This window comes from Marinomonas balearica (assembly GCF_004362145.1).
Classification (GTDB): Bacteria; Pseudomonadota; Gammaproteobacteria; order Pseudomonadales; family Marinomonadaceae; genus Marinomonas; species Marinomonas balearica.
Genome location: NZ_SNXC01000016.1, coordinates 1 through 21,365 on the forward strand (window position 1 = coordinate 1; position 21,365 = coordinate 21,365).

Below are 21,365 nucleotides of genomic sequence, written 5' to 3' on the forward strand. Positions count from 1 at the left end.
CTTAGAAGTGTTCTTCTTAGCGTCTCACCCGTTGTTCTGAGTGGTTGTCCGTGTCAGTGGGTGCGTATATTACCTTCCAGATTTTTTTACGCAAGCACTTTTTTCATTTATTTCGATTTTTTATCAAATAGTTAAAAGAGTTCCCTTCTATATTAAAAAAGCCCCTATTTGATATTAACAAATAGGGGCTTCTACTAGATCACTATTCTATTCGGATTTAACCCAACCACTTACGAGCGTTTTGGAACAAACGCGCCCAAGGAGCCAGCTCTTGCCACTCCGCAGGTGACCAGCTGTGTTGAATAGCGCGATACACTCGCTCAGGGTGTGGCATCATAATCGTTACTCGACCATCTTCTGTTGTCAGACCTGTAACCCCTTCAACAGAACCATTCGGGTTGAATGGGTAGCGCTCAGTTGGTTGACCATAGTTATCAACATACTGAAGTGCAATCTGTTGATTTGATTGCAATGCAATTTTATGAGCCTCATCACGGTATTCTGTCTGCCCTTCTCCGTGTGCCACGACAATTGGCATACGAGAGCCTTCCATACCTGAAAGAAGGATAGACTTAGATTCCTTCACTTCGACTTGAACCAATCGTCCTTCAAACTGAGCAGATTGGTTACGCACAAACTTCGGCCAGTTTTGTGCGCCTGGGATCAAATCATGTAGGTTTGATAACATCTGACAACCGTTACACACACCTAATGAGAAAGTATCTTGGCGGTTGAAGAAAGCTTCAAACTGTTCGCGAGCTCGTTCGTTAAATAAGATGGATTTTGCCCAACCTTCACCAGCGCCTAATACGTCACCGTATGAGAAACCACCACAAGCGACTAGCCCTTTAAATTCTTCTAGAGAAATACGGCCAGACAGAATATCACTCATGTGAACATCTACTGGTGTAAAGCCCGCTTTATGGAAGGCTGCTGCCATTTCTACTTGACCATTAACACCCTGCTCACGCAACACTGCCATGCGCGGCTTAGCACCTGTTGAGATATAAGGCGCAGCAATATTTTCATTCACATCAAAACTTAGCGATGCAGATAGCCCCGGATCTTTGGCATCTAACAAGTTATCAAACTCTTGCTGTGCTGATTCAGGGTTATCGCGTAAAGCTTGAATGCGGTAACTTGTTTCAGACCATGTGCGCTGCCAAGTGATACGGTCTTGAGTCAGGATAACGTCATTATTTAACGTAAAGTTTAATGTATCGCTATCATTAAGTGTCGCCACTTTATGAACCGCAACACCTTTTGCTGCATACGCTTCTATTATTGCTTGCGCATCAACATCATTAACCTGAATCACTGCACCTAGCTCTTCATTAAAGAGAGCAGATGCCGCTTCAACCTGATTTGACGCGATCAAATCAAGATTCACATCTAAACCGATGTGACTTGCGAAAGACATTTCTACCAAAGATGCAAATAGGCCGCCGTCAGAACGGTCATGATAAGCAAGCAGCTTACCCTCTCCATTCAATGCCTGTGTTGCATCAAAGAAGCCGGCCAATGCATCAGCACTGTCAACATCAGGAACAGTTGAGCCAACTTGGTTGTAAACCTGAGCAAGAACGGAGCCGCCTAGTCGATTTTGCCCAGCACCAAGATCAATAAGCAAAAGCTGAGTATCTGCATTATTAGTCAATTCAGGCGTCAGCGTTTTACGTGCATCCTCTACAGGAGAAAATGCTGTAATCACTAGTGATAGCGGAGAGGTAACAGACTTATCTTCACCATCTTCTTTCCATACCGTTTTCATCGACATGGAATCTTTACCAACAGGAATTGCGATATCAAGTGCAGGACATAATTCCATACCTACCGCTTTCACAGTTTGATACAGTTTTTCGTCTTCGCCAGCGTGACCCGCTGCGGCCATCCAGTTAGCAGACAGCTTGATATGGTTACGCTTAGTAATTTTTGCAGCCGCTAGGTTAGTCAAAGCTTCACCAACCGCCATGCGACCAGATGCAGGTGCGTCCAACAAAGCGGATGGAGTGCGTTCCCCCATTGTCATCGCTTCACCGGTATAACTGTCTAAGCTGGATGTCGTCACAGCAACATCGGCAACGGGAACTTGCCATGGGCCAACCATCTGATCACGAGCAACCATACCCGTAATTGTTCGGTCACCAATCGTAATCAAGAAACTTTTAGAAGCAACGGTTGGTAAGCTAAGAACGCGATTTGCTGCATCCGCCAAATCTAAATTCTCGCCAGAGAAGTTGTCGCCTTTTACATTGGCCTTTTCGGCAGTACGATGCATTTTAGGTGGCTTGCCAAACAACACTGACATAGGAAGATCGACAGGCTTGTTATCAAAATGAGGGTCTTGTACTTCTAGATGAAGCTCTTCTTTCGCTTCACCAACAACTGCAAACGGACAGCGCTCGCGAGCACAAATATCTTCAAACTCTTCTATACGATCAGCCGGTACCGCTAGTACGTAGCGCTCTTGAGATTCGTTGCACCAAACCTCCAACGGAGACATACCCGGTTCGTCGTTTAGCACTTTGCGTAAATCAAATGCACCACCACGCTCACCGTCTTTAACCAGTTCAGGCAATGCATTAGAAAGACCGCCCGCACCAACATCATGAATAAAGCTAATTGGGTTGTTATCACCTAGCTGCCAGCAACGATCGATTACTTCCTGACAACGACGCTCCATCTCGGGGTTACCACGCTGAACAGAAGCGAAATCAAGATCTTCGTTACCATCAGCAGACGCCATAGAGGATGCAGCACCACCACCAAGACCGATCAACATTGCAGGTCCACCTAGTACAACCAGCTTCGCGCCAACATCAATCTCGTCTTTTTCTACATGATCACGGCGAATATTACCAAGACCACCCGCCAACATGATCGGCTTATGGTAGCCTCGAACTTCGTCTCCATTTGCTCCCTCTACTTTTTGTTCGTAAGTACGGAAGTAACCAAGAAGATTTGGGCGACCAAATTCGTTATTAAAAGCAGCACCACCAATCGGCCCTTCGATCATAATATCCAAAGGCGTTACGATACGAGAAGGCTTACCGTATTGGCTTTCCCATGGTTGTTCAAAGCCAGGGATTTTAAGATCGGATACCGTGTAGCCAGTTAAGCCAGCTTTCGGCTTAGCGCCAATACCTGTCGCACCTTCATCACGGATTTCACCGCCGGACCCTGTCGCAGCACCAGAGAAAGGCGCAATCGCAGTTGGATGGTTATGCGTTTCTACCTTCATCAGGATATCGATATCTTCCTGACTGAAATCATATTCTTGCGAACCAGGAGCAGGATAAAAACGACCCGCGTGATGACCTTCCATCACTGCAGCGTTATCTTTATAGGCAGATAAGGTGCCGTCGCTATTATGCTCGTGCGTATTCTTGATCATCTGGAACAAAGAGCGGTCTTGCTCTTCGCCATCGATCGTCCAAGAAGCGTTGAAGATTTTGTGGCGACAGTGTTCAGAGTTTGCCTGTGCAAACATCATCAACTCAATGTCGTTTGGATTGCGACCAAGTTCAACGAAAGATTCAACTAGGTAATCAATTTCGTCATCCGCCAGAGCTAAGCCCAATGTTTGGTTTGCCGTGACCAATGCATCTCGGCCACCGCCCAGAATATCAACATTGCTCATTGGAGCAGGCTCTGCATGACTGAACAGCTGTGACGCCTGACTTGTTAGTTCAAGCAAACTTTCAGTCATACGGTCATGCAGCAACGAAGCAACCGTTTGGCGCAGATCATCAGACAAAACTGAGTCAGAATGAACGAAATACTGAACACCACGCTCCACACGTGCGACTTTATTCAAACCACAGTTATGAAGAATATCCGTTGCCTTTGAAGACCATGGAGAAATGGTGCCAATACGAGGTACAACCAACACGCTTTGATCAGACGTTTTAACGGCATCTGTCTTAGCTCCGTAAGTCAACGCTTGTTCCAATATTAGCTGCTCTTTTTCAGACAACGAATCGCCTGAATTTAGCTCAATAAAGTGTATAAATTGCGCATCAATATCCGTTACACCTGGAGCAACGGCTTGTACTGTAGAAAGGAGTTTAGCCTTACGAAACGCAGAAAGAGCTGCGGAGCCATGCAGGGTTAGCATGTCGAGTGTTACCTCATATGGTTAGTTCGGGGATTTTGCGGGGTATTTTAAATGAATGAGTGGGTAAGGGATAGTAGCAGCAAGATCTCATTAACCTGTTTTATTTGACCGATCGTTTCAATTTCTTTTTTTGCTCTCGACGAAACTGAAAGAATGCCGTCAACTGTTCTGACGCTTCCGATGCCAACACCCCCCCGACCACTTCTACTTTATGATTCAAAAAGGCCTGTTCAAAAAACTGTCCCTGACTTTCTGTTACACCACTTTTTGGCTCTGTCGCTCCATAAACCACTTTCGCGATGCGTGCATGCACTATCGCTCCGGCGCACATAGAACAAGGTTCTAGCGTCACATACAAAGTGGCGCCTGGAAGACGGTAGTTATTTACGTTGGCACATGCATTTCGTATTGCTTGAATCTCTGCATGAGCAGTGGGATCACACGTACTAATAGGCCGATTAAAACCTCGTCCGATTATTTGGTTATTTTGAACAACAATCGCACCGACAGGGATTTCACTTTCCTGTGCTGCTTCTTCCGCTAACGCTAGCGCCTCTTTCATCCACTCATCGTCTGTCATATTGATTTATCTCAAACTAAAAAGTTGCTGGTCTTCTATTTCGTCCTCTAAACTGAGTTCAATTATTAACGAGGATTATAGGTGTGAAAAAAGTTGTAGATTTAATGATTACCAATCTAGTTACAATTAAAGAAACCGACTCCTTGGCATCTGCTAAGGAACTTATGGCGGAAAAAAACATTAGAAATCTGCCTGTCGTTGATGACGACGGAAAATGTCTAGGAATGTTAACCCAACGAGAATATTTAAAGCACGCTTTTTACCTTGTTAGTCAGTTTGGCACACAGTTGTTGAGCAAGAAAGAAGCCCAGACGCCAGTCAAAAATGCCATGAACACCGACATATTGACGTTGACACCTGACACAGACTTAGACATTGCGGCGCAGTTTTTCATATCAAACAAATACGGAAGCCTTCCAGTAGTCGACGACGATAAGCTTGTCGGCATCCTTACTCCCGTCGATTTCGTAAAGCTCGCTCACACCTATTTAAAGGACGCTTAAACAGCCTCCCAAACTCTTTTCTTCAACCAGTACAAAAAATGCCAAGTACACACTATGTGTCTTGGCATTTTTTATTAACATCGTACTAAGTCGCTATTCAAACCTGCATTCAAATAGCAGGCTCACATAGAGTTAAAGCGATTCAATTGATACTTTTTGCTCTTCAAGCTTAGCAACCGCTTGCTTTAGATCGTCTGATTTAGCACGTTCTTTAGCAACAACAGCCTCTGGCGCCTTAGCAACGAAACTCTCGTTAGAAAGCTTACCTTCAATACGTTGAAGATCCTTCGTTGCCTTGTCTATTTCTTTTTGTAGACGAGCAAGTTCTGCATCTTTATCAATCAGGCCTGCCATCGGTACCAACACTTCCATATCGCCAACCAGCGCAGTTGCAGACATAGGCGCTTCATCGCCTTTTTCTAGCCATGTTAACGTTTCAAGTTTTGCCAGCTTTTGTAAGAATGCCGTATTCGCAAGCATCCTAGCTTTGTCTTGCTCCGAGCCATTACGGAATAAGATATTTAGAGGTTTAGACGGAGCAATATCCATCTCACCGCGGATATTACGAATACCTTCAATCACTCCTTTCAGCCACTCGACATCGTTTTCAGCGTCATGATCTAACTTCGAATCATCTGCTTCTGGATAAGAAGCAAGCATAATCGTTTCACCTTCAACACCTGCTAAAGGCGCAACGCGGTGCCAAATTTCTTCCGTCAGGAACGGCATCATTGGGTGAGCTAGGCGTAAAAACGCTTCCAGAACACGAACCAATGTGCGGCGAGTACCGGTCAACTGAGCTTCTGTTGCATTCTCATCCCAAAGCACAGGTTTAGAAAGCTCAAGGTACCAGTCACAATACTCGTGCCACATAAATTCATACAAAGCTTGCGCTGCAAGGTCATAACGATGCGTATCATACGCTTTGTTTACCGCTGATTCCGCTTGCTGTAAGCGACTGATAATCCATCGATCGGCCAACGAAAGCTCTACATCTGAGCCAGACTGACCACAGTCTTTCTCTTCCGTATTCATCAACACATAACGTGTTGCATTCCAGATTTTATTACAGAAGTTGCGGTAACCTTCTAAGCGGTTTAGATCAAACTTAATATCACGACCGCCCGATGCCAAAGAGCACAGCGTAAAGCGCAATGCATCCGTTCCGTATGCCTGAATACCTTCTGGATAAGCGGAACGTGTGTTTTTCTCAACTTTTTCAGCAAGACGTGGCTGCATCATGCCGTAGGTGCGTTTTTGCACCAAAGATTCGATATCGATGCCATTAATCAAATCAAGTGGGTCAATAACATTCCCTTTTGATTTGGACATTTTATCGCCGCGTTCATCGCGAATAAGTCCTGTGATATAGACTGTCTTGAAGGGCACTTTATCTGTGAACTTCAACGTCATCATGATCATTCGCGCGACCCAGAAGAAGATAATATCAAACCCTGTTACCAACACATCGGATTCACTAAACAGTTTGAACTCTTCTGTCTCTTCTGGCCAACCTTGCGTAGCAAACGTCCACAATGCAGAAGAGAACCACGTATCCAGAACATCTTCGTCCTGAGTAAGCTCAACATCGTCACCTAAGCTGTATTTTTCGCGAACAGTTGCTTCATCTTTTCCTACGTAGAATTTACCCTGCGCATCATACCAAGCTGGAATTTGGTGTCCCCACCAAAGCTGACGAGAAATACACCAATCTTGTAAATCACGCATCCAAGAAAAGTAGGTGTTTTCCCACTGTTTTGGAACAAACTGGATATCGCCGTTCTCAACAGCTTCAATAGCAGGTTTCGCTAAAGTTTCTACGGCAACATACCATTGATTCGTTAAATAAGGCTCTACGACGGTATTGCCACGCTCACTGCGAGGCACTTTCAACTTATGGTCGTCAATTTTATCCAGTAGGCCTAATGCTTCGAAATCAGCAACAATCACCTTACGAGCCTCGAAGCGATCCATCCCTTGGTATTTTTCAGGGGAGTTATCATTAATCGACGCGTCGTCGGTCAAAATATTGATCATTGGTAAGTCGTGGCGTTTACCCATTTCGTAGTCATTGAAATCGTGAGCTGGGGTAATTTTCACACAGCCAGTTCCAAATTCTTTATCTACGTAGTCATCAGCAATAATTGGAACCTTTCGACCAACTAATGGCAATTCAATTTCTTTGCCAACTAAATCTTGGTAACGCTCATCGTCCGGTGCCACTGCCACTGCTGAGTCACCCAACATGGTCTCAGGACGTGTTGTCGCAACTACGATATAGTCTTTTCCATCTGCCGTTTTAGCACCATCGGCCAATGGATAACGGAAATGCCAAAGGAAGCCATTCTCTTCTTCGGAAATAACTTCGAGATCTGAAATAGCGGTATGAAGTTTAGGATCCCAGTTAACCAAACGTTGGCCACGGTAAATAATGCCTTCATCATACAAGCGTACAAACACTTCCTGAACCGCTTCAGACATGCCTGGATCCATCGTAAAGCGCTCTTTAGACCAGTCGACAGAGTCACCTAAAACCCGCATTTGATCAGAAATCGTACCACCAGACTGACCTTTCCACTCCCACACTTTTTCGAGGAATTTTTCACGGCCTAGCTCTTTACGAGTGGTATTTTGTGCGGCCAGCTGGCGCTCAACTACCATTTGCGTTGCAATACCTGCATGGTCACTGCCAGGTTGCCAAAGAGTTTGCTTGCCTTGCATTCGAGCACGTCGAATCATGGCATCCATGATGCTGTGCTGGAATGCATGCCCCATATGAAGACTCCCCGTTACATTTGGCGGTGGAATCATAATGGAAAATGGAGCGCCATTTCCGCTTGGCGCGAAATAATTGTTTTCTTCCCAACGCTGATAAATTGGGGCTTCGATACTCTGAGGTTGGTAAGTCTTTTCCATTATGTTGTCTTAAAACTCTATAAAATGGCAGTTGATAAATAATCGAGGGATTATAGCGTGTCAACACGAACGGAGGAAGCCGCTCATGTCGTCAATTGAAAGATAGAACAAAGGAAGCATGGGAAAGGCTCCCATTTCTTGCATGATATGGTCACCCCTTGCGCTTCGTATACTCAATCAGTACATCTGTGATCAAACTAGGAAGACGCTGTTCCAGAACGGTTTGAATCGCCGCTTCAAGATGCGCTCTGTCTCGTTGTTCGTCGTCTTGTTGTTCATCAATCGCAGCAAGTGGCGTTTGAGTGTCACCGTCGTCCATAGAAAGAGAAAAATAGTCCTCTTGTGATAGAGGCGAGTTAGCAGCCTCTTTTTCAGACGACGAAATTTTTAAGGCAGGGGAAGCTTTTTCAACATTTTTAGACTCAATATCCAAAACACTGTCTTCTGAATAAACGGCGCTTGGAGTCTGCTCCTTTTTTTTAGAAGAAGCCGTTTGCTGAGTCGCTTTGACATCCTGTGTACCGACAATATCCATCAAGATAGGAATATCATCCTGATTTCTTAAAGCATTCGTGAGTACCGTTTCATCAGGTTCGGCGTTAAATGTTTGTGTCACAGTATCCGACATAAAAAAGGACCAATAAGTTAGAACTTTTTGACAAGTGTAAGCACTGGAATATCGCGGTAGTAACTCAAACTGACATTCATATCCGTGCGATTTTGATGTACAACTTTGGCACTCACATAAGCAAATGTCCAGCCCAACAAAGCCTGTGAAGAGTAATGTTTGTTAATCGCCACCCTTGCAAGCCCCGGCATAACAGACAAACCATAGAATAACGCCTTCATTCCTGTGGATTCAGATAGCATCGCGGCATTAATCATAGGAACCGCTCCTGAAAAAGAATGACCGCTAACGCTATTCACGTCATCGAAAAGGCGCCAGTTACTGCTTCGGCCCTCATTTGGCCGACTTCCACCTAGAATATTTGCGGTAATAAAACCTGAAGGAGCGCCTACCATGAAGGTTCGAAAAGAGTACCGTCCCCATTTACCGTAAACGCTTTCATGATCACTTAGCCAATAATCGAGCCCCATAACCCCTAAATAAATGGGAATACTGGGTATCGTGCGTGTTGAGTCACCGAAATAATTGACCTGCTTTGAGTCATTAAGAAAACTTTCATCGTCATGCGGCAACTGCTCATGCAAATATTCGTCAATATTACTATTGGCCATAACGCCCGCTGTAAGAAGACCAGGAGACAGTGATTTCAATGTCGAGGTAGTATAAAAAGACTGATAATCCTGTACTACTTCACCGTACAACGTCCCCCAAAAACCGTCACTCGCACAAGCAAAAGGAGCGTTTACAGCTATAAACGCTCCACAAAAAAGCACCCAAAACTCTCGGATGCTTTTCATACTACTTTACTTTATTCAACAAATACTGAGTCAACAAGCCTACGGGTCTTCCGCTAGCACCTTTTGCAGCCCCACCCGTCCAAGCGGTTCCTGCAATATCCAAATGAGCCCATGGATAAGATTCAGTGTATCGAGACAAGAAACAAGCAGCGGTAACCGAGCCAGCTTCAGGGCCTCCAATATTACCCATATCGGCAAAGTTGCTGTCCAACTGCTGCTGGTATTCTTCATCTAAAGGCATTTGCCAAAGTTTATCCGCAGCACCTTTACTCGCTACCTTTAAGCTTTCAGCAACCGTATCGTCATTCGCATACATCGCTGAATTCACGCTGCCTAATGCAACAACACAAGCACCTGTTAGAGTCGCTATATCCACAACGGATTGTGGCTCAAAGCGCTCAATATATGTTAAGGCATCACAAAGAACCAAACGACCTTCAGCATCCGTATTCAAAATTTCTACGGTCTTACCAGACATAGTACGAACGATGTCTCCCGGTTTTGTAGCATGTCCACTCGGCATATTTTCAGCGGCAGCAATGACCGCAGTAAAATTCACAGCAGGCTTCATTTCACAAATGGCTTTCATGGTACCGAACACGCTGGCCGCGCCGCACATGTCATATTTCATTTCGTCCATTTTGGCGCCTGGCTTCAATGAAATACCACCAGTATCAAAAGTAATACCTTTACCAAGAAGCACGTGAGGCGCTTCGCCTTCCACTCCGCCTCGATAATGCATAACGATAAGGTAGCTTGGCTGATCACTGCCGCGGCCTACAGACAACATACAATGCATGCCTAACTCGTCCATTTTTGTCTCGTCTACCAACTCGACATCAATGCCATACTCTTCACCGAGACCCTGCGCTTTAGAAGCAAGGTAGCTAGGAGTACATACGTTACCTGGTAGATTTCCAAGTTGACGAGTAAACGCCGAGCCTACTGCCGTAGCGACACCAACGGACATAGCAGATTCGTCTGTACCTTCGAGTAAAATGGTCTCAACGTTGGTTGCTTTGTCTTTATCATCTTGTCTGAACCCAAGAAACTCATAGAAACCTTCATTTAACCATTGCGCGGCAAGTGTCAGTACATTAGCTTCTTGACGGTCAACAACACTTAGACCTTTTAACGCGACAGCCACTTTTGCAAATGGAAGCCCTTTAATTTGGGATGCGATTGCCGCTACGACTTTTTTCGCTTTCGCGTCAGAAAGAGTTCCTTTTCCCACACCGACCAGCAAAACAGCGGATGCAAACTCTTCAGCTACAGAAGGTAGAAGTAAGGTCTGCCCCACCGTGCCTTTAAAAACGTTAGATTCACGCAGTTGCAAAATTTGTCCCGATGATTTTGCATCAATCCATGCGGTAGATTCCGGCAACTCGCCTTCACTAGGTACAAAAACAACCGTCAAATCTGCTTCTACTGCGGATATACGATCGAACAATGCCGTTTTCATTTAATCTTCCTCTTTCCTAATAACTTGTATAAAACACTGGATAATCACTACCTTATCGCGAGATAATGGGGACTCTATAATTTGCTATCAACACTTTGTTGTAACTTTAATTATCCATTGAGGTGAATTTGAGACTATTCAGATACTTGGCGAAAGAAGTGCTCGTGTCAACAGCTGGAGTGACTCTAATTCTTCTTCTCATCATTCTCAGCGGCCGATTTGTAAATTATTTGGGGCGTGCTGCTGAAGGTAAAATGTCATTTGAGTTCCTTTTTATCATTCTAGGGTTCCATATTCCCAGTTTTATACAGATGATTCTTCCTTTGGCGTTTTTCATATCTTTGCTTTTAGCATACGGTCGCTTGTACATAGAAAATGAAATGTCGATTTTATTTTCAAGCGGAATCAGTAAAGCAAAATTAGCGCTCTACACTTTAGGTATAGCAGGCGTTTTAACGCTCGCTAGCGCTTTCATCAACTTCTGGCTCTCCCCTTTCTCAGAATATCAGGCCGAACTGGCACGACAAGAACAAGACCAACTGACCGCATTTGATTTCATTCAACCAGGTCGCTTCCAAGGACGAGGACAGAGAACCACGTATGTTGCGAGCTTCACCGCTGAAGAAGGCTGGATGAATGATATTTTTCTATCAGACTTTGTACGCAAAAATGACCGAGACATTCCCACACAAACAGTTGCTAAAAACGCAGAGCAAATCCGCATAGAAGCAGAAGGCGGTTTAAACTATTTAGTATTCAAAAATGGCGTTCGATACGAAGGCGTACCTGGGTCAGCGGAGTATCGAATCATGGAGTTTGATACCTACGCCATTCGACTAGAAGACAAAGCATTTGAAAAAATAGACCGAGCCTTTGCCGTTCCGACTTCTGCCCTTTTAGGATCCGAAAACCTTAAATATGTCGCAGAATTACATTGGCGCATGGCGTTAGTTATCATGATTCCAATTTTGGCAATCATTGGCGTTTCATTGAGCCAAGTTAACCCACGACAAGGGCGTTTTTTCAAAATGCTCCCCGCAATATTACTGATGATCCTCTACCTTGGTTTACTTATCTGGGGGAAAACAGCACTAGAGAAAGGAAAAATCCCCGCTCAATTTGGGTTATGGTGGGCACACGCGATGTTTGCGACCATTTCAGGTGTATTGTTTCTCCAATTTAATCAAACATTTGCTCGCAAAAAAGCCAAACTTCCGACCGCAAAGGAGAGCCAATAATGAACCGCTTTGACCGATATATCGGCAGCAGCGTTCTTTGGTCATTCGCAGCCGTTATCTTCGTACTCCTAGGGTTAGACTTTGCACTAACCTTCATAGACCAAGTAAAAAAGGTAAGCGACAGTTATACCACAACCGCACTACTTCAAGTTTTAGCCTATCGCGCACCCACTAAATTTGCAGAATACATTCCCGTGGCATCCTTAATCGGCACCCTAGTAGGGTTGGGGGCATTGGCCTCAACTTCCGAACTTACCGTTATCAGAGCCGCAGGTACTCCCATCTGGCGCATAGGGTTCGCAGCCTGCAAGCCAATATTTATTGTTGCTATTTTGGGAGTGTTTACTTCTGAATACATCTCTCCCTACACAACACAACAAGCAGACTTAATAGAGCGACTTCGTGGGCAAAGCGCTGGAAAATTCGCCCTAACAGGTGGTGTCTGGATAAAGTCCGATGGTAACTTTGTTTATATCAACGCAGCGGACCGAGACGGCGTACTTTATGACATTCAGATTTTCACACCGAAAGACCATGCTCTAGAAAAAATCCAAAAAGCTAAATTCGCAAAACACCAATCTGGTGAACAATGGACACTGGAGCAGGTCACAGAGACACACTTTCTAGGTGATAATATTGAAACAAGCTATCAAAAGACTGCGTCGTGGACAACATCATTAAAACCCAATCATTTATTCCTTGCCTCGCAGGAACCTGAAGCACTATCTCTAACTGAGTTGCACAATTATCAAGACTACCTCGTTCATCAAGAACTGAATGCGGGGCTGTATCAACTCGAATTTTGGACGAAAGCTCTTATGCCTTTTGCATGCTTCGCGCTTGTCATTGTTGCTTTATCCAGTGTGTTCGGACCACTTAGATCCTCAACAATGGGAGGAAGAATTTTTTCAGGTGTTTTGATCGGTATTATTTTCCAAAATGGTCTCAGCCTTTTTGGAAAAATGAGCCTAGCCCTTCATTTCTCTCCATTTATTGGTGTCTCAATCCCTATCACAATCTGCTTTGCTATCGGCATTTTCTTAATGCGACGCAGGGGTTAAACCGAATAAAAAACAATGAAACTTATAAATACGATGATTGATCCGCCCCTGTCACGCCTTCAATGGGCAAAATCCAGCTTACTCTTCGGCCTGCTATACACCCTGCTGGCCTATGTAATTACTCTAAATTACACATCCTTTATACAAGTAAGCAGCACTCTGGGCACAGTGTATTTGTCATTCGCCTTCATTGGACAGATAGGATTATTGTGTTTTCTTGGCGTTATTATTTCTACGTGTTTAGTCACTCTTATTAAGCAGAAACACCTAAATCTATTTATTTTGTGGCTAACAGGCACAGGCATTTCAATATTATTTTTTACTGACACCCAGATATATGAGCTGTACCGTTTTCATCTTGGAGGGTTCGTTTGGAGCCTTGTATTTGGCGAAGGTGGCAGTCAGGTTGTTTCTGTTTCGTGGCTTACTAAACTACTAATCGCTGGTGTTGTTTTTCTTTTTATGGGAGTTTGTGCTGTCCTTCTATGGGTCAGCATTAGACTTACCCAAAACCGAAAGTTAAAAAACCTTCGTTTAAGCTTCTATTCACTGATTGTTTTATCGTTCCTTAGTGCCAATCTAATACACGCGTGGTACGACGCTCACGGCAACACTGAAATACGAGCCATGACACGACACCTTCCGCTTTACGAACCCGCCACAGCGGTGCGGTTTATGGCGAAGCAAGGTTGGATTGACCCAAATACCGTCACTCAACGTGCACCGTTTGCAAAAGAACACACAGGGCAACTTAATTACCCAACACAAGGCTACGACATTAAAGCCGACAACAAACCAAACATTTTGTTTATTGCCATCGATGCATGGCGCGGGGACACTTTTGACAATACCGTAACGCCCTATACGTTCAACCTAACTCAGCAATCAGATGCGCTGTACTTTAAAGACCACCAAAGCGGTGGAAATGTCACAAAAGGGGGGATATTTAGCCTTTTCTACGGCATACCCGGTACCTATTGGGACGCATTTACGGCAGCACAACTGCCTCCTGTCTTTATTCAGTCTCTGCAAAAAGCCGGCTATGAGACTGGAATTTGGAGCTCAGGCCCAATTATCAACCCGTCATTCCATCGCAATGTTTTCAGCAGCATTCCTAACTTAGCGACAAAAACCGAAGGTGACGCGCCCTACAAAAGGGATAGAAAAATCACAGACAACTTTGTCGAGTTTGTAAAAAATACTCACTCGCCATTTTTAAGCTTTCTATTTTTTGACGCCGCTCACGGGTATGCTCCACCAGAAGACTATAACCCCAAATTTGAACCTTATTGGGACCGAGTTGATCATCTCGCTTTGAACGAAGATTTTGACCCAACACCTTATCGGAACAGATATCGAACCGCTTTGCACTTTATTGACGAGCAAATAGAAAGAGTCATAAACAGTTTAGAGGAAACAAATAAACTAAAAGATACAATCGTGATCATCACATCAGATCATGGAGAAGAGTTTAACGACACGGAGCAAAATTACTGGGGACACGGCAGTAACTTCACGCAAAATCAAACTCATGTCCCTCTTGTTATACTTTGGCCAGGAAAAGCGCATAAAGAATACCACCACAGAACCAGTCATTACGACATTGTCCCAACCATAATGACTGAAGCTCTTGGAATCACAACACCGATGAACACATACAGCAGTGGACGCTCCTTATTCGACCCAACCGGAAGAGATTGGTTACTCGTACACAGCTATTTCAACTACGGCGTCATCATGAAGGATCGCATCGTTACCACTTTCCCAACAGGGCAATTCGAAGTAACCGACTTAAACCTAAACAAAACAGATAAAAACATGCCTGCTGGCGTTACATTGTCAGTTCTAAAAGAGATCAGTCGCTTTTACAAATAACAACTTACTCAATCGATAGATTGCCACTTTGGAACACCTATCGATTTATAAACAGCTTTATTCTAGACAAAGCCTCTTGCAGGCGCTCTTGATCACACGTGTACGCAAAGCGCACATACTTGTGCGCATCTTTAACACCAAAATCTGCACCAGGCGTTAGCGCAACGTTCTTTTCTTCTAATAACGCCAAACACCACGCCATAGCGTCATCAGTGACACCAGATACATCAACATAAACATAAAAAGCCCCCTGTGCAGGAGCGACAACTGGCAAGCCGATTTCTCTTAACCCTTCGAGTAATGTGTTACGACGCTCGGAAAACTCTTCTTTTCGCGCCTCGCACTCTTTTAAAGACTCTTTATCAAATGCTTTTATTGCAGCATATTGCGAGACACTAGGAGCCGAGATAAACAAATTTTGAGCAAGCTTCGTAGCCCCTTCGATTGCCCAATCTGGCACGACAATCCACCCTAATCGCCATCCAGTCATTGCAAAAAATTTTGAAAAGCTATTAATCACAAAAATATCGCGATCGATACTTAATGCGGTAAAATCCTCCCCGTCATATACCAAGCCCTGATATATTTCATCAACAAGAAGATGCCCTCTTCGAGCAGCTACTTCCTTCCATGCAGATTCGATATAGTCTCTAGAAAGTACAGCCCCCGTCGGATTAGAAGGCGATGCCAACCACATACCTGACGTATTTCCATCCCAATATTCATCCAACGAAGACAAATCAATTGAAAAATTCTGCACCGCATTCGTTTCAACCAACTTTGCTTGAGCGCCACACTGAAGCAAAAAATGCCGATTGCATGGATAGCACGGATCAGGCATTAAGACATTGTCTCCTGACTCAACCATAAGTGATGCCATTAGGAGCAAGGCACCAGAGGCTCCAGGAGTTACAATAATTCGATCTTCTTCAACAACCGTTTCATAGCGATCAAAATAATGCTGACTAATTGCCTTTTTTAACTCAGGTAAGCCGTTTGCCGCGGTGTACCCTGTGCGCCCCTCCAATATTGTTTTGCATCCCGCTTCACTCACGTTCCGAGGCGCTATAAAATCGGGTTCACCGACTTCAAGATGAATAACATCAAACCCTTTCGATTGAAGATACTTGGCTCTTTCCAATACGGCCATTACATGAAAAGGGGAAATTTGCTCTACTCTTGAGGCTAACTTATGCATTTTTCCATCCATTAATACAAAAAAGCGGTACACTAAAGAAAATTGCGCGAAAAAAAGTGGTTATATTAGGGAATTTCTGATAACTTTCCGCCCGAAAAATTTCTAATTTCTAAACTTAATCAGTACAGGGTACCACAAGGAACGCCTGTGAAGTGAGGCAATGCGTATGCCAAAAACGAATCCCGAATCATTAATGAAAGACTTCGAACCCTACGTTTCCGTAGCGGGCGAAGAGTACATGAATGAAAAACAGTTGGCACACTTTCGTAGCATCTTGGTCAACTGGAAGCAAAACTTGATGGAAGAGGTCGATCGTACCGTTCATCACTTGCAAGAAGAAGCGGTGAACTATGCCGACCCAAATGATCGCGCAAGCCAAGAAGAGGAATTCAGCTTAGAACTACGTGCACGTGATCGCGAAAGAAAACTGGTTAAAAAAATCAACCAGACAATCGAGCGCATTGACGAAGACGATTACGGTTTCTGTGATGAGTGTGGTATCGAAATAGGTATTCGACGCTTAGAAGCACGTCCAACTGCAACAATGTGCATCGACTGCAAGACACTTGCTGAAATGAAAGAGAAGCAAGTCGGCGGCTAGTTTAGACATGCAGCGTATTTATCGCGGCCGGTTCGCTCCTTCGCCAACTGGCCCGCTGCATTTTGGCTCCCTTGTGGCAGCTCTTGCAAGCTACTTGGATGCCAAAAAACATAATGGCGAATGGCTCATCAGAATCGAAGATGTTGATGGATCACGCTGTAAAAAAGAGCACGCTCAATCACTTATTTCTGCTCTTAGTAGTTATGGGCTTCTGTCAGACTTACCTATTTTAAAACAGTCCACCCGCTTCGAACTCTACGAAAACACCCTACAATCCCTTAACACACAAAAAAAAGTCTTCCCATGCCATTGCACACGCCAATCTCTAAAGACCTATCAAGGAAGGCACCCGCACATCTGTTCACCGAACATCAGCAACACTGAAAAGCCAAGCTCAGAGCATTCTTGGCGATTACTAACCAATCAAAAAGCAATTTTTGAAGTGAACGACCCGATACAAGGCCACCTCCTATTTGATGCAGAAAAACTCCAAAATAACCCAATACTCAAAAGAAAAGACGGCTTTTTCTCATATCAACTTGCGGTTGTTGTCGACGATCACGCTCAGGAAATTACACACTTAGTTCGCGGTTCAGACCTACTAGACACAACAACCGAACAACTCTACCTATACTCTATACTGGACTGGGAACCACCCAGCATGTGTCATATTCCAGTCATCCTAGACAGCAATGGCAACAAAGTAAGCAAACAAAACCATGCCAAAGCACTACTGGCGGGAGATAAACTCACGCTGTTAACCGCTTTAAAGTACCTACAAATTACGAATATCTCCCCTGCACTTCACATTCAAGAGATTCTTCAACTGGCTATTAAGAAATGGAACCCTGAGAAGATACAACAATCAAAAAGTATACAACTCAAGCCTGAAGATTGTTGGCTCATACAATAGAGCATCCATTCAACAAAGCACCTTCAATAAATCACACGCTATTTTCATGAACCTAAGCATGTGTATAATCGTTACACAAGTTACAAGAGGTGACACTTATGCACCACATCATGATCATATGCCCTGAAAACTCTGAACTGAAATTTGCAGAAAAATGGCTCACTAGAAACGGCTTTCATATCAACGTCAGCCACTCAATTCAGCAAGCCGAAAAATATTATGGGCTCACAGACTTCGACCTAATTTTACTCGACATCGATTCACTCAATCAGACCGACATCGAAAAAGCACTCAAGCACTCATGCATCATCTTCGACGACAAAGCCAGCCTCAACAAAGCAGTCGACTTCATGTCAAAAGGTGGCCTGTATTACATTTCATTGCCTAGCTCAGCAGAGCAAGTCCTCCACCATGTAATAGATGCTCTGGAACGTCCAAACTCATCGACTTCGACACTCGAACCACCCAAAGGCGAAGAGGACGTTTTACTATTCCCCTTAAGCCCAAAAGCAGAAGAAAGCAAAAAACTCGGCACCCCTGAAAGCGGCATTATTGGACAAAGCCCCAATATGCAAACGCTATTCAGCGACATAAGAAAAATTGCTCCTACTGACGTCACCGTACTCGTACGGGGCGAATCAGGGACTGGTAAAGAATTGGTTGCAAAAGCGCTCCACAATCTCAGCAGCCGACACTCAGAAGCCCTCATCAGCGTCAATTGCGCTGCAATCCCAGAAAACCTAATAGAATCAGAGCTTTTTGGCCACGAAAAGGGAGCATTTACAGGAGCAGCGAGTGCCAGAGACGGCCTAGTCATCGCTGCCAACAATGGTACTCTATTTCTTGATGAAATAGGCGAACTGCCACTGGAAGCTCAAGCAAGATTGCTCAGAGTACTGCAAGAAGGAGAAATACGCCGAGTCGGTGCAGTACAGTCTACCAAAGTGGATATTAGACTTGTTACCGCAACACACAGAAACCTAAAGCAGATGGTCAAAGAGGGCCAGTTCCGAGAAGATTTGTACTATCGACTCTATGTAATGGAACTCATCCTCCCTCCCCTTAGAGAGCGAGGCGACGACTTATCACTTATTGCCCAAGCACTACTGAAATCGACGTGCAAAAAGTACAGCACACATCAATACGAATACTCAAAGGCATTTGACAACGTCATTAGAAGCCACTCTTGGCCAGGAAATGTACGTGAACTTGAAAATGCGATAGAACGCGCTGTCATATTAAGCCCAAGCACCCACTTAGACCCTCAAAACCTTAAGCTTGAGTTACTTAGCGACACCCCGCAAAAGCAACAACCGCACGACCAAGCATTCGGTGGCACAACACTTGATGATTACCTAAAGCACTTTGTTCTATCGCACCAGCAGGAGCTCACCGAAACAGAGATCGCCCAATCATTGGGCATTTCACGAAAAAGCCTTTGGGAAAGAAGACAAAAACTCGGAATACCCAAAAAAGTAACAAAATTAAAGTAACACTTGATACCAAAATACCCACACGAGAGACTCAATATTGTAAAAAAAATGCACAGCGAAATACTTTTTTTTAACATTTTCAATGAGTTAATATTTTTGGCACAACAAATGCCTTATAAGTGTCGCAACGATAACAAGGTTGACTGATAATAAAAATAAGTTAATCGTCGTAGAGTTCCTTGCCAATAACAACAATATTTAAGGAACACCATGGTCTCTCAAATAAAAATAAAATCTGAGACCATGGAATGAGAAATCGCTTTGGATAGTTGATTTTTTTAGATATGCCAGCCTTTAAGTAGGCGATGAGAATGTTGAAAAATAAAAATAATATTTGAGTAGAACTGCAGAAGCAGCACCAACAATATTTTCTGAACTAGTATCTTCAAAGTATCCAAAGCGATTATTTTATTTTCGCCTTTCGCTCGTACCTTCACACCTATATAGTCAGCACTTCCAATTACCAATACATTTTGTATCATGTAACTTTACTCTCTACATGTGTAGAATGTGTACTTCATTAACTTATGACAAATTAACTTCTAATGCTTACAGGTTTTAAAACACTGGTTCGTAAAGCAACAGCACTATTCACTTCTGAAAACATTATGGAATCGCCTTTGGTCATCCCAAAAGAGAAGCACTCGCTCACCGACAACGAATTAAGCCCTAATGCGCTGAAAGTTCTCCATAGATTAAATGGAGCGGGATACGATGCCTACCTCGTTGGAGGCTGCATACGCGACCACCTAATTGGCATAACACCCAAAGATTTTGACGTCGTTACCAACGCCACCCCAGAAGAAGTGCACAGTTTATTTTCAAATTCGCGACTGATCGGACGGAGATTTCGCCTCGTACATGTCACCTTCGGCAGAGAAATCATCGAAGTGTCAACGTTTAGGGCAAACACTACCATTGATAGCTCCCAAGCTCCGAAACACGACGAAAATGAGTCTCTAAAAAACAAAGATACTGCACGTTCATCCCATGGCATAATTTTACGAGACAACGTTTGGGGAAGCATTGATGAAGATGCTCAGCGCAGAGACTTTACGTTTAATGCACTCTATTTCAATGTAAAAGACCGCTCCATACACGATTTTTGTAACGGTCTTAGCGATATAGAAAACAAACAAATTCGCATTATTGGCGATCCTCGCGAGCGCTACAAGGAAGATCCTGTCAGGATGCTTCGCGCAATACGCTTTGCAGGAAAACTGGGATTTGATTTAGAACCGGAAACAGCCGCTCCAATCAAAGAAATGGCTCACCTTCTGGATCACATCCCGCCAGCACGCTTGTTTGAAGAAGTTTTAAAACTCTTGGGCAGCGGGCAAGGCGTCACCACATTCCAGCTTCTACGTGAATATGGCCTCTTTAAATATCTTTTCCCAGACACTGACGCCATTCTAAATAGCGGCTGGAAAAGGAATGATATTGATCCCGAACGCTTTGTACTTCAAGGGCTCGAGAATACTGATCTGCGCATATTAGACGGAAAAAGCACAGCTCCGTATTTTCTATATGCAATTCTACTGTGGCCAAGTGTGTGTTTGCGCCATGAAGAATTTGAATCTCAAGGGTTACCAACCACTCCAGCGCTTCATCAAGCTGCAACCATGGTATTAGACAACCAAGTTGCGTCTACCTCCATTCCGCGCAGATTTTCTACGCCGATGAGAGAAATATGGGACTTGCAATTCCGTTTACCGAAACGCTACGGAAAACGCGCCTTCGTCTTGCTTCAACACCCAAGATTTAGAGCTGCATTTGATTTTCTCCTAATCCGAGAGTTAAGCGGAACCGAATTAGATGGCCTCGGCGCATGGTGGGAAAACTTTCAACATGCCCCCGAAAATCAACAAAAAGATCTTATCTCAAAAGCAGATCCTAGAAAGTCTGATCCGGATGCCAAAAAACGTCGCCCTAGAAGACGACGCAAAAGCAATGCCGCGAAGAGACAATCGCCGGAAAATTAAG

Annotated in this window: 15 protein-coding genes; 8 read left to right on the forward strand and 7 right to left on the reverse strand. The window is 44.1% G+C overall.

From position 1 onward, the window contains the following. Nucleotides 1–217: 217 nt before the first annotated feature. Together purL and tadA are read right to left on the reverse strand one after the other, a co-directional pair. Nucleotides 218–4,117, reverse strand: a complete 3,900-nt coding sequence (purL, locus tag DFP79_RS16740) for a phosphoribosylformylglycinamidine synthase (RefSeq protein WP_133505091.1) — start codon at nt 4,115–4,117, stop codon at nt 218–220. 100 nt (nt 4,118–4,217) lie between these two features. Next, a complete protein-coding gene (gene tadA / locus DFP79_RS16745) occupies nt 4,218–4,697 on the reverse strand; it encodes a tRNA adenosine(34) deaminase TadA (RefSeq protein ID WP_133505092.1) in 480 nt (159 codons plus the stop codon). Between the two features lie 83 nt (nt 4,698–4,780). On the opposite strand from tadA, the gene DFP79_RS16750 reads away from it, so the two are divergent. Continuing rightward, a complete protein-coding gene (locus DFP79_RS16750; RefSeq protein WP_133505093.1) occupies nt 4,781–5,200 on the forward strand; it encodes a CBS domain-containing protein in 420 nt (139 codons plus the stop codon). A 132-nt stretch (nt 5,201–5,332) separates the two neighbouring features. Here the strand turns inward: DFP79_RS16750 and DFP79_RS16755 are convergent, their stop codons facing one another. From DFP79_RS16755 to DFP79_RS16770, 4 genes are all read right to left on the reverse strand, one after another. After that, a complete protein-coding gene (locus DFP79_RS16755; protein ID WP_133505094.1) occupies nt 5,333–8,116 on the reverse strand; it encodes a valine--tRNA ligase in 2,784 nt (927 codons plus the stop codon). Between the two features lie 151 nt (nt 8,117–8,267). Beyond that, a complete protein-coding gene (locus DFP79_RS16760) occupies nt 8,268–8,744 on the reverse strand; it encodes a hypothetical protein (protein WP_133505095.1) in 477 nt (158 codons plus the stop codon). A gap of 17 nt (nt 8,745–8,761) precedes the next feature. Then, entirely contained in the window at nt 8,762–9,541 is a 780-nt protein-coding gene (locus DFP79_RS16765) for a phosphatase PAP2 family protein (RefSeq protein WP_133505096.1), read from the reverse strand. A gap of 1 nt (nt 9,542) precedes the next feature. Next, nucleotides 9,543–11,003 (reverse strand): leucyl aminopeptidase, encoded by a 1,461-nt coding sequence (locus DFP79_RS16770; RefSeq protein ID WP_133505097.1) that lies wholly within the window; start codon nt 11,001–11,003, stop codon nt 9,543–9,545. A gap of 164 nt (nt 11,004–11,167) precedes the next feature. Here DFP79_RS16770 and lptF point away from each other — a divergent pair, with 164 nt between their 5' ends. Genes lptF through DFP79_RS16785 form a run of 3 tightly spaced genes read left to right on the forward strand, consistent with a single transcriptional unit; the run spans nt 11,168 to nt 15,177 of the window. Next, nucleotides 11,168–12,241 carry an LPS export ABC transporter permease LptF gene (lptF, locus tag DFP79_RS16775; protein WP_243730305.1) on the forward strand — a complete coding sequence of 358 codons (1,074 nt, stop codon included), beginning with the start codon at nt 11,168–11,170 and terminating at the stop codon, nt 12,239–12,241. Next, nucleotides 12,241–13,302, forward strand: a complete 1,062-nt coding sequence (gene lptG, locus DFP79_RS16780; RefSeq protein ID WP_133505099.1) for an LPS export ABC transporter permease LptG — start codon at nt 12,241–12,243, stop codon at nt 13,300–13,302. The genes lptF and lptG overlap by 1 nt, the downstream gene beginning before the upstream one ends. 15 nt (nt 13,303–13,317) lie before the next feature. After that, nucleotides 13,318–15,177 carry a sulfatase-like hydrolase/transferase gene (locus tag DFP79_RS16785; protein ID WP_133505100.1) on the forward strand — a complete coding sequence of 620 codons (1,860 nt, stop codon included), beginning with the start codon at nt 13,318–13,320 and terminating at the stop codon, nt 15,175–15,177. Between the two features lie 37 nt (nt 15,178–15,214). On the opposite strand, the gene DFP79_RS16790 is transcribed toward DFP79_RS16785, so the two are convergent. Beyond that, the gene (locus DFP79_RS16790; protein WP_133505101.1) at nt 15,215–16,375 is read right to left on the reverse strand and encodes an aminotransferase class I/II-fold pyridoxal phosphate-dependent enzyme; all 1,161 of its coding nucleotides are present in this window, start codon (nt 16,373–16,375) and stop codon (nt 15,215–15,217) included. A 166-nt stretch (nt 16,376–16,541) separates the two neighbouring features. Between DFP79_RS16790 and dksA the strand changes: the two genes are divergently transcribed. The 4 genes from dksA (at nt 16,542) to pcnB (ending at nt 21,364) form a co-directional block, all read left to right on the forward strand. Further along, complete coding sequence (gene dksA / locus DFP79_RS16795; protein ID WP_133505102.1) at nt 16,542–16,976, forward strand: RNA polymerase-binding protein DksA; 435 nt, start codon at nt 16,542–16,544, stop codon at nt 16,974–16,976. A 7-nt stretch (nt 16,977–16,983) separates the two neighbouring features. Beyond that, nucleotides 16,984–17,889, forward strand: a complete 906-nt coding sequence (gene gluQRS, locus DFP79_RS16800; protein WP_133505103.1) for a tRNA glutamyl-Q(34) synthetase GluQRS — start codon at nt 16,984–16,986, stop codon at nt 17,887–17,889. 98 nt (nt 17,890–17,987) lie between these two features. After that, nucleotides 17,988–19,382: a sigma-54 dependent transcriptional regulator gene (locus DFP79_RS16805; RefSeq protein ID WP_133505104.1), complete on the forward strand. Its 1,395-nt coding sequence runs from the start codon at nt 17,988–17,990 to the stop codon at nt 19,380–19,382. Nucleotides 19,383–19,927: 545 nt separating this feature from the next. Beyond that, entirely contained in the window at nt 19,928–21,364 is a 1,437-nt protein-coding gene (gene pcnB / locus DFP79_RS16810) for a polynucleotide adenylyltransferase PcnB (protein ID WP_133505105.1), read from the forward strand. Nucleotide 21,365: the final 1 nt, after the last annotated feature.